We start from the raw sequence: 10,098 nt of genomic DNA on the forward strand, positions 1-10,098 counted from the left end.
GGTGCTGATGTGCGTGACGCCGTCGAGCCTGCTGGGGAAAGCGTAGTCGTCGAGCGTACCACCCCTGGCCTCCAGCCATGCGAGGATGCTGGTTCGTGCGGGTTCGAGTAATTCGAACTGCACCGGTCGGCCGGTCTTGCGCTGGATGACGATGGCCCGGCTACGAACGCGACCGCCACTGACGAGATCGCCGATCTTTAGCTTGACGATGTCGCAGCCGCGCAGCTTGCTGTCGATGGCAAGGTCGAACATTGCTCGGTCGCGTGTGCGCAATTCGCGGTCAAGCCAGAACCGGATGGCCCAGACCTGCTGAGGCTTGAGGGCTCGTTTGGCGCCAAGCTTGCGGCCAGCATTCCAGGCCGGCCGTCCTTTGACGGCCGGATCGTGTGCAGAATGTCCCATCGTCTGTCTCCTCGCCGGCCCATGCCGACACGGCGAAAAGAGACCCGAACTGATGCTCCGGTGATGGGGCCGTATGCGGACGTTCCGCACGCGACCCCTCCCGGACGTCCTGAGCGTCCCTCGGGCATTCGCAAAGCAGACAAAGCGGCCGATGTTCAAACCTGCGTAAGGTGATGGGGTGCAGCCCAAAGCCGCTTCAGCATGGTAGGGTGCGCGACGGGAAGTACCGCCTGCTCGGCTGGGAGGACAGGTCGCTTCCAACGCAACTGTCGAGGCCTCAGGCTATGCTGCGTCGAAGCTTTCTCGGGGCCGCCGCCGCGGTAGGCGCCGCCTCGTTCCTCCCCACCCGGCCCGCGCTCGCGCAGAGCGCTCGTCAGCGGACCCTGCGCTTCGTGCCGCAGGCGGATGTCACGATCCTCGACCCACTCACGACGAGCGCCTACGTCACGCGCAATCACGCGCTGCTGGTGTTCGACCAGCTCTTCGCGATCGACGGCGATCTCCGGCCTCAGCCGCAGATGGTCGAGGGCTACACGGTGGAGGACGATGGGAAGCGCTGGACCTTCCGCATGCGGGAGGGTCTCAAGTTCCACGACGGCGAGCCGGTGCGCGGGCGCGACTGCGTCGCCTCGATCCGGCGGTGGGCGCCGCGCGACAACCTCGGCCAATTGCTGTTAGCGCGCACCGACGCGATGGAAGCCCCCGACGATCGCAGCTTCACCATCCGCCTCAACCGGCCCTACGGCCTGATGCTGGCGACCCTGTCGAAGCTCGGGCCCCCGGCGCTGCTGATCCTGCCGGAGCGGCTGGCTGTCCTCGACCCCAAGCAGCAGCTCCCCGAGGTCGTCGGTTCGGGTCCGTTCCGGTTCAATGCCCGCGAGCGCATCATCGGCGCCCGCGTCGTCTACGACCGCAACCCCGACTACGTGCCCCGTGCGGACGGGGAGGTCTCGGGAGTGGCCGGGCCGAAGCGGGTGCATTTCGACCGGGTCGAGTGGACGACTATGCCCGATCCCAGCACGGCCGCAGCCGCGCTCAAGAACGGCGAGGTCGACTGGTGGGAGAACCCGATCAACGACCTGCTTCCAACACTGGGAGCCGACCGCGGGATCGTCACGCCGTTATCGGGCCGGCTGGGGACGATGGGCACCGGGGTGATGAACCACCTGCACCCACCCTTCGACAAGCCTGCGGTTCGCCGCGTGCTGCTGGAGGCACTCTCGCAAGAAGACTTCATGACCGCGATCAACGGGACGGATCCGAACCTGATCCGGACCGGCGTCGGCCTTTTCGCCCCCGACACGGCTATGGCCTCCGATGTGGGTCTCGACGCGCTGACACGTCCGCGCGACCTGGAGCGGTCGAAGCGGGACCTTATCGCGGCCGGCTACAAGGGCGAGCGCGTGGTCCTGCTGGCGGCGGGCGATCTGCCGCGGCTAGCCGCGATGGGCGATGTGATGAACGACCTCCTACAGCGCCTCGGCATGAACGTGCAACACGCCGTCTCGGACTGGGGCAGCATGGTCACCCGCCGGGCCAACAAGGCGCCTCCGGACCAGGGTGGCTGGAACATCTTCTGCACCGACTGGTCCGGCTTCGACATGCTGAACCCGGCGGTAGAGCAGGTGTTGCGCTGCGGCGGCGTGCAGACGGGCTTCTTCGGCTGGCCCGACCTCCCGCAGATCGAGGCGATGCGTGGGGCCTGGATCGAGGCGCCGGACGAGGACGGCCGCCGGAAGATCGCCCACGATATCCAGGCGCTCGCGATGCAGGAGGTGCCCTACCTGCCCCTCGGCCAGTATCTCAGCCGGACTGCCTATCGGGACGATCTCCGGGACGTGGTCAAGAACCTGTCTGTGTTCTGGAACGTGCGGCGAGCGTCCTAGAGGTCTACTGAGCGTGACGAAGGCGACGGTTCTCGCCGGATAGATGCTTGGCGTTCGTGCTCGTCAGAAGAGCTGGCTAATACGGCTAAGGCCGTCGGCTCTCTAGCCTTTGCGGCCAGAAGCAGAAGGTCGCGTTTCCACCCAAGCCGGACGCTCAGTTCATCCCCTTGATCTCCCAATAGCAGACTTGTCTATTGGCGTCCGTTGCTGCCTGCAGAGGCACCCGAACGTAAAGGTGGTCCAAGGACCGAGAGGCTTGAGGCTACGAGTTATACCGCTTCTTCGCGGGCGCTACCGGCCTCGCGCCCCAGGCGAACCATGACGTCCCGCAGCCAGCGATGGGCCGGATCGCGGTCATAGGAGGCGTGCCACAGCATCGAGATGACGATCTCCTCGGTCGGCACAGGCACGGGGCTCGTCGCCAAGCCGAGCTGGGCCGCAAAGGTCGTGGCCAACTCGTCGGCCATTGTGGCGATCAGGGGCGCGGCCTGCACGTGGAACGGCACGGTGGCGAAGCGTGGCGTCGTCGCTGCCAGCCTCCGCGTCCGGCCTACCGACGCGAGCGCCTTGTCCACCACCCCCGGGCCGACGCCGGTCAGGTACGTCAGGATGTGCGGGAAGCGGACGAAGTCGTCAAGTGACAGCGGCCCGTCGACGCCGAGCAGCCGGGGGTTGAACAGGCTCAGGAAGCCGAAGCGATAGAGCGGCCGGACCTTATGGTGGACCTGGCCCTCGGAGATCATGCCGACGGCCATGTCGATCCTGTCGGCGTCGAGGTCCCCCAGCACGCTCGCGTAATCGAGGCCGACCAGGTGCAGGCGGATGCCAGGCGCCTCGCTTGCAAGGAAAGCGAGCAAGCGCGGGATGAGGCGCACCTCGACGCTGCCGGGGATGGCGAGCGTGAAGGACCGCTCGACCGTCGAGGGGTCGAAATCGTCCTCCCGGAGGACGATGCCCTGGAACTGGCGCAGGGCCGCTCGGACCGGCTCGACGAGGGCGAGTGAGCGCGGGGTCGGGCGCATGCCGTCCGGCGTGCGCGTTAGGAGCTCGTCGCCGAGGAGCCTGCGCAGGCGGGCGAGGCTGCTGCTCATGGCCGACTGCGTGATGCCGACCTTCGCTGCGGCGCGCGTGACGCTGCTCTCGGTCAGGAGCGCGTCAAGCGCCACGACCAGGTTCAGGTCGATACCGGCGAGGTCACGGTGCTTGATCGTCATGACCCGGCTCGCTGGCGGCCGTCGACCACGGCGACAGCGGAGTGATGCGGCGTCGGACCAAGCGCGATCATGGGGTTTACCGCTTGCACCAACCGACACCGTGGTCATCGGAATCACGAGTGCATTTATGGCGTGGATGTTGGGTATCAATTGCATTTGTTTGATGAATGCACCCGCCGGCGTCATCTGCACCTCATCGAAGGACGGGCCACCCCGTCACACTGAGAGGATCCAAAGATGACCCACCGTACCCTCACCCTCGCCGCCGCCCTGACAATGACCGTGACGGCCCACCTTCCGGCTTCCGCGTCCGAGGTGAACCTCGACACCGCCGCGCAGGGCACCTTTTCCGTTCCCGCCGTCATCGGAGCGGCCTACCACACGCCGGGTCTCGCGCTGGGCGCCTCCGACGTCCGCGCACAGGGCGGTCTCCTCGTGCCGGCCCTCACGCGCTGGCAGCAGGCTCGGCCGGCCATCGCCTCCGCCAAGCCCTTCAAGGCACCCGCCACCATCACCGTCGCCTACCGGAACCGGAACATCGCGACGAATGCGACGCAGGTGCTCAAGCAGGGCGGTTTCGCGACCGCGGGCGTCGTCCGGTGGCTGCCCGACGCGCCCGTCACGGTCGAGGCCGCCACGGGCACGGTCAAGCTCGGGGCGCTTGAGGCGATGAACTGATCGCGCCCTCGGACCAGTCAGCACGAGCCGCCGCGGTCCGCATGGCGGGCCGTTCACCTCATGAAAAGCGGAGTTGAAACCATGACCAGCCAGCTCACCTCGACCACGATCACCGTTGAGCACGTCACTCTCTCCTCGACAAAGTCTTTCGAGGTGGTTCGATCCGCCTTGGAGGCTTCGGTGCCCGCCATCGACCTCGATTACGCCAAGCTTCTGAAGGCCAGAAAGGTGGACGATGCGCGCGCGCTTCTCGAACGGCAGGCGCCGCTCTCGATCTTCGGCTCCCGGGACCACGGCGACGTGCTTCTCACCGCCGGGTTGAGCCGCAAGGCCATTCAGTACGACATCGGCAACCCGCTGACGGCCGCATCGATGACCCGGCACGATGTTTCAGCCGCCCTGTACGCGCCGATCCGGGTGCTCCTTCGAGAGGATATAGAGGGCGTCGTCGCGTTCGAATACGACCGCCCGAAAAGCACTTTCGGCCAGTTCGGGAACATGGAGGTCGACGCCGTCGCGGCGGCCCTGGATGAGCAGCTTCGGGGTGTGCTTGCAGCAGCGGCTGCCTGACCGCCTTGCGCTCGCCCTTGTGGCTGGGACGGAGTCTTCGGTCGGATGGTGCGCCGTCCGACCGCTCTGCGGAAGAAGTTGGAGCCAGTCAGCAATGTCTGACTCTACAGTATCGCCGCCCAAAAGCGGCCGGGCGGCAAACCACCCACAGCGGTTCTACGGCTTTTGACCCAACACAGTCGTTCACAGGCGACTGTGCAGCGCCCGAGAGAAGACCCTTGTTCCCACGTCACTAATGAAGTGACGCGCCCATCCCGGTCATTCAGATGGTTTTGACAACAGCCCACAAGCGGACGTTGCCGCCTATGATCGGCCCTTGTCGGGGTACGGCATGCGTAATCGGGCTGCTGCACCCGTGATGTTAGCACCGCCATTCGCGGCGAGTCTCCCCGGCGCCGTGCCGTAACTCAATCCGCCCGGCCTCGCCGCGGCGGGCCTTTCACCGCCCTGTGCACCTGCGAATCTGCATCGGCTACCAGTTCACTTGAACGACTCTGAGACGTTTAATCATGGCCTGCGACTGAAGGCGTACCTTGACCTCGGTCAAGGCCGGGTTGTCGGAGCGCTGGACCAGTTTTCCCTGCTTCCTGATCGCCCATTGCTAGCCGCTTGCCTCGCACTGCGATGGAACGAGGTCGAACGTGAAGGGCGACGAATGTTGAGCTTCACTCATCATATCTACGCAGGCTTGTCCTCAACGCGAGTGTATCGCCTGACCGCTTGGTAACTGGCAATCGACGGGCGGGACCTGACACGCAGCCAGAAGCTCGCGTCAGAGGTCCTCACATTGAGTCTCGGTCAAATCGGTCAGGATGTCCTCGCCACCAGCTTCGATAGCTGCGATGAGGCGCAAGCCACGGGCGGTGATCTCGAACTCGACCAGAACCTCGTGCTCAGCATAGGGGTCGTGCGGGTCGAGGCAGTAGTGTCTGGGCATGATCTGCTCCCGGCGAGCCGGTGAAGCGGCGAGGCGAGCTCGTTATCCCTGCGCCACGACGATCAGATGACTTTACCGGCCGGTTCTGTCGCTCAGTGCGTCGGCTGCTGGTTTCGCTGCGCGTCCTTGCGTCTGTCCCTCTTGCGGCGCTTCACCGGCAGGGGCTCTTCGTCCTCAGCGGTGCGCTCGTGCAGCGCGAAGGTGTGGAGGCGCTGCGCACGCTCCAGGTCGCCATCGACGGCGCTCGTCAGAGCGTAGAAGGCGGCTCGGACGATGTCCTTCTTGGACGCCTTCGGGTGCTTCTCGCGAACAGCCGCGACCAGCTCCTTTCGCTTGATCCCCGGCGCGGCCAAGCCCTGCAACGTTGCAGCCAATTCCTCGATTCTGGCCATCACTACTCCTTTGTATCGGGGCCATCGTCAGCCATGCGCAGGGCGCTATGGGGGACCTGCACCAGCCTTCTGCCGAGTCCGGCCATACATGAGTTAGAGGACACGCCACCGCAACGGCGTGAGCCCTCTCCCGTATGGCCCTTGAGATCGAGCGTAAGTTCCTCGCCACGCCCGCCGTGCTGCCGCTCTGCCGGTCGGGCACTCTCCTGGTACAGGGCTACCTCTACACCGACGCCTGCAACACCCTCCGGGTTCGGCGCGCGGGTGACCGGGCATTCCTGACATGGAAAGGGCCGAAGAGCGGCGCCACTCGCGAAGAAATCGAGTGCGAGGTGCCCTTGCAGATGGGGGAGGAGTTGCTCGCCGACGTGCCGCCAGGGCAGCGCGTCCATAAGACCCGCTACCGGGTCGACCACGCCGGGGCGAGCTGGGACGTGGACGTCTTCGAAGGGGCCCTCGGCGGGTTGATCCTGGCCGAGATCGAGATGGCGCGCGAGGATCAGTACGTGGCGCTGCCGCGCTGGGTCGGGCGAGAAGTCACGACAGATGCACGCTACCGCAACTCACGGTTAGCTAAAGGCGCGATGCTGGATCGGCTGGCTGCCTGAGCTGTCGGTCCCAGCCACCATCTTCAGCACAGGACGACGCTGAGCCGGCCTGAGAAGGCTTACACGACGTCCTCCATCCCGTCTCGACGGCAGGCGCTGGAATTGCTTGCCGTCGGGCTCAAGTGGCAAAACGACTTGCTGTTTGGTCCGGATGGTTTCAGCCTGCGTATGCTCGGCGAAGGTGAGGAGAAGATTCTGACAGGGCACGGGATCGTGTCCGCGGCAGAGTGTAAGCCGGTTCGAGTCCGCTACCGAGTGGTTGTCGAGCGCGAATGGGACGGCGCCCTGACCGCTCGTGGATCGATACATGGTAACCCTGCGGGCCTGTTACCGATCTGGCTTGAACCTGATGCGGTGCTTCGCCTGAAGACCGGAGTCCGCCTCGACATCTCTGTAACCGACCTCATCAACACCATGGCCGAGTTCGAGAGCACTGGCATGGTGTCCGACAACCTGTTGAGTCCGACATCACGAAGCCGCCGCTCGCCCCGTCGGTGAGATGCGTATGAGATCGAGAGCAACTCCGCCTCTGACCGCATGATCTAACGGCCACGCTTGCCGTACCTCGCCGAATGGCCGCCGACTTTGCACCCACCAGACGAGGACACCTCTGCTGCAGCTGCCCGATAGACGCTCTGTCCGCGTCCGGCCAAAACGCGCTTCGATCAGTCCTCACCGCGACCGATATCTGAAGAGACTGGATCAGCCGCTCTCGTTCAGTATACAGCCGGTACGTACATCTCGGCCGGAACCGGACCGCGAACATAATCCGCGTTCCGCACTCGGTCGGGTAGCCGGACGGGCGGGTGTTCCACCGTGTCGTAAGGGATCTGGGCCAATAAGTGGCTGATACAGTTCAGGCGGGCTCGCCTCTTGTCGACCGCCTCAACCACCCACCAGGGCGCCTCGGGGATATGGGTCCGCGCCAGCATGTCCTCCTTGGCCCTGGTGTAGCCTTCCCAGAGCCGACGCGACTCGACGTCCATCGGCGAGAGCTTCCACTGTTTAAGCGGATCCTGGATCCGCATCCGGAAGCGGAATTCCTGCTCGGCATCGGTGATCGAGAACCAGTATTTTACCAGGACGATGCCGGAGCGCACGAGCATGCGCTCGAACTCGGGGACCGACCGGAAGAACTCCTCGACCTCCGCCTCGGTGCAGAAGCCCATGACCCGCTCGACGCCAGCGCGGTTGTACCAGGAGCGGTCGAACAGCACGATCTCGCCGCCGGCGGGCAGATGGGAGACGTAGCGCTGGAAATACCATTGCGTCCGCTCGCGCTCGCTCGGGGCGGGCAAGGCGGCGACGCGGCAGACGCGGGGGTTGAGGCGCTGGGTGATCCGCTTGATCACGCCGCCCTTCCCAGCCGAGTCGCGGCCTTCGAATAGAACCACAACCCGCAGCTTGCGATCTTGCACCCAATCCTGCAGGCGGACGAGCTCATGCTGCAGGCGCAATAGCTCGCGGAAGTAGACCTTACGGTCGAGCCGGTCCGGGTGCCCAAACTCCGAATTTTCCGCGAGGCGGTCCAGACGCTCGTCTTCGAGTCCCAGCTCCAGCTCCTCATCGTAGCTGTCGGCCAGCTCGCGCCGGATGGCGTCGAGCGCGGCAGCTTGAGCAAAATTCTCGTCAGGCATCGTCTGCGAACCTCGATAGGGCGTCGATCGGCCACCGTGAGCACACTTCCATGACAAGCCCGCGAAGCGACGCCAGATCTCGTTGCCTTTGCACCTTTCCGTTTTGGATTTTTGGATTAGTTCATGCGTTAGTCACGCAGAATCAAGATCGATATTGCATCAATCTTCGCATGCGGCACAAAAACTATCTTTTATACCATATATACATCGCACTTATTCAGCATATCGCCATCGAAGATCCGACATTGTTGATAAAAATGCCGATCTTCTGAATTTGCCAAAGCGGCTTTCACTAAAGCACCCGCGAGCGGCTCAAGAAATTCGATAAAATCGTCTCGACGTCACCTAAGTGTCATGGAGCCAATCTACGCCGCAGGCGAACCGTAGAATTCACCGAGGCGCCTATGTCCGACGCTATTCTGACTCCAACGAGTTCTATAGGACAAGCGCCAAGCGGAAAGCCCAAGCTCGACCGCGGAATGCACCCGGGCGGCATCATTGCCTTCCTCCTCGTCCTGGTGGCTGGGCTCGGCTACGCGGTGGTGAGCCTCGTCGCGGACATGAACGCCGTGCACCAGGAACCCCTAGCTGTCGGCGCCTTCGTGCTTCTCGGGCTCGCGCTGCTGATCGCGCTCGGCTTCGAGTTCGTGAACGGCTTCCACGACACCGCCAACGCGGTCGCCACAGTGATCTACACCCACTCGATGCCGCCGCTGGTTGCGGTGATCTGGTCCGGTGCCTTCAACTTTCTCGGCGTGCTGCTGTCCTCGGGCGCCGTGGCCTACGCGATCGTCACGCTGCTGCCGGTCGAGCTGATCCTGCAGGTCGGCTCGGGGGCGGGCTACGCGATGATTTTCGCGCTGCTAATCGCGGCGATCCTGTGGAACCTTGGCACCTGGGCCATGGGTCTGCCGAACTCCTCGTCCCACGCGCTGATTGGCTCGGTGCTCGGCGTCGGCCTCGCCAACCAGTTGATGGGGGGCCAGGACGGTACCTCGGGCGTCGACTGGGCGCAGGCGCTCAACGTCTTCAAGGCGCTGCTGTTCTCCCCGGTCTGCGGCTTCGTGGCGGCCGCCCTGCTGCTGCTCGCCCTGAAATTCGCGGTGCGCCGCAAAGATCTCTATGAGGCGCCCAAGGGCGAGGCGCCGCCGCCCCTATGGATCCGCGGCCTGTTGATCCTCACCTGCACGCTGGTCTCGTTCTTCCACGGCGGCAATGACGGGCAGAAGGGCATGGGCTTGATCATGCTGATCCTGATCGGCGCTGCCCCCACTGCCTACGCGCTGAACCGAACCATGAACTCCGATGCGACCCCGGCATTCGTGCAAACCTCGCAGGCCGCCAGCACGGTGTTTGCAGGACACGCTGGCGGTAAACCGCGCCCCGACGCGTCTCAAGCCCGCAAAACCGTCGCCGACGCGTTGAAGGCCAAAGACCTCAATCGGCCTGAGGTCTACGGCGCACTGGCCGCGCTCTCGACCGACATCGCGACATCGGTGAAGAACTACGGCTCGCTTCAGCAGGTCCCAGCCGGGGCGACCTCGAACGTGCGCAACGACATGTATCTCGCGTCCGATGCAATCCGGTTGCTGCCGAAGACCGGCGCAGCTTTCTCAGAAACGGAGACGAAGACCCTCAAGAGCTACACCGAACTGCTCAACGCAGGGACCCGCTACATTCCCGATTGGGTGAAGGTCTGCGTCGCCCTGGCCCTGGGTCTCGGCACCATGGTCGGATGGAAGCGCATCGTCGTCACGGTGGGCGAGAAGATCGG

General features: G+C 64.5%; 10 protein-coding genes and 1 pseudogene. 6 read left to right on the forward strand and 5 right to left on the reverse strand.

Features of this window, described 5'->3' with window-relative positions; translation table 11 throughout:
- A pseudogene (locus ACTJK8_RS31480) lies at positions 1-402 on the reverse strand (integrase); the annotation flags it as partial.
- 284 nt (positions 403-686) lie between these two features.
- Between ACTJK8_RS31480 and ACTJK8_RS31485 the strand changes: the two are divergent.
- Positions 687-2,288: an ABC transporter substrate-binding protein gene (locus ACTJK8_RS31485; protein WP_440763127.1), complete on the forward strand. Its 1,602-nt coding sequence runs from the start codon at positions 687-689 to the stop codon at positions 2,286-2,288.
- 269 nt (positions 2,289-2,557) lie between these two features.
- Here ACTJK8_RS31485 and ACTJK8_RS31490 read toward each other — a convergent pair whose 3' ends face one another.
- Positions 2,558-3,502, reverse strand: a complete 945-nt coding sequence (locus tag ACTJK8_RS31490; protein ID WP_012321656.1) for a LysR family transcriptional regulator — start codon at positions 3,500-3,502, stop codon at positions 2,558-2,560.
- A 237-nt stretch (positions 3,503-3,739) separates the two neighbouring features.
- On the opposite strand from ACTJK8_RS31490, the gene ACTJK8_RS31495 reads away from it, so the two are divergent.
- Positions 3,740-4,180, forward strand: coding sequence for a hypothetical protein (locus tag ACTJK8_RS31495; RefSeq protein ID WP_012321655.1), 441 nt, complete (start codon positions 3,740-3,742; stop codon positions 4,178-4,180).
- Between the two features lie 81 nt (positions 4,181-4,261).
- The gene (locus ACTJK8_RS31500; RefSeq protein WP_440763128.1) at positions 4,262-4,750 is read left to right on the forward strand and encodes a DUF302 domain-containing protein; all 489 of its coding nucleotides are present in this window, start codon (positions 4,262-4,264) and stop codon (positions 4,748-4,750) included.
- A 772-nt stretch (positions 4,751-5,522) separates the two neighbouring features.
- On the opposite strand, the gene ACTJK8_RS31505 is transcribed toward ACTJK8_RS31500, so the two are convergent.
- Together ACTJK8_RS31505 and ACTJK8_RS31510 are read right to left on the reverse strand one after the other, a co-directional pair.
- Positions 5,523-5,687: a hypothetical protein gene (locus ACTJK8_RS31505; RefSeq protein ID WP_440763129.1), complete on the reverse strand. Its 165-nt coding sequence runs from the start codon at positions 5,685-5,687 to the stop codon at positions 5,523-5,525.
- Positions 5,688-5,779: 92 nt separating this feature from the next.
- Positions 5,780-6,079 carry a hypothetical protein gene (locus ACTJK8_RS31510; protein ID WP_440763130.1) on the reverse strand — a complete coding sequence of 100 codons (300 nt, stop codon included), beginning with the start codon at positions 6,077-6,079 and terminating at the stop codon, positions 5,780-5,782.
- A gap of 134 nt (positions 6,080-6,213) precedes the next feature.
- Here ACTJK8_RS31510 and ACTJK8_RS31515 point away from each other — a divergent pair, with 134 nt between their 5' ends.
- Both ACTJK8_RS31515 and ACTJK8_RS31520 read left to right on the forward strand, forming a co-directional pair.
- Complete coding sequence (locus tag ACTJK8_RS31515) at positions 6,214-6,687, forward strand: CYTH domain-containing protein (protein WP_440763131.1); 474 nt, start codon at positions 6,214-6,216, stop codon at positions 6,685-6,687.
- A gap of 102 nt (positions 6,688-6,789) precedes the next feature.
- On the forward strand, positions 6,790-7,185 hold the full coding sequence (locus ACTJK8_RS31520) for a hypothetical protein (RefSeq protein WP_440763132.1): 396 nt from the start codon (positions 6,790-6,792) through the stop codon (positions 7,183-7,185).
- A gap of 218 nt (positions 7,186-7,403) precedes the next feature.
- Here the strand turns inward: ACTJK8_RS31520 and ppk2 are convergent, their stop codons facing one another.
- Positions 7,404-8,324, reverse strand: coding sequence for a polyphosphate kinase 2 (gene ppk2, locus ACTJK8_RS31525; protein WP_440763133.1), 921 nt, complete (start codon positions 8,322-8,324; stop codon positions 7,404-7,406).
- Positions 8,325-8,728: 404 nt separating this feature from the next.
- Here ppk2 and ACTJK8_RS31530 point away from each other — a divergent pair.
- On the forward strand, positions 8,729-10,098 hold a 1,370-nt coding region (locus ACTJK8_RS31530; RefSeq protein WP_440763134.1), incomplete at its 3' end, for an inorganic phosphate transporter.

The organism is Methylobacterium sp. 22177, from assembly GCF_052045615.1.
In the GTDB taxonomy this organism is placed as follows: Bacteria; Pseudomonadota; Alphaproteobacteria; order Rhizobiales; family Beijerinckiaceae; genus Methylobacterium; species Methylobacterium radiotolerans.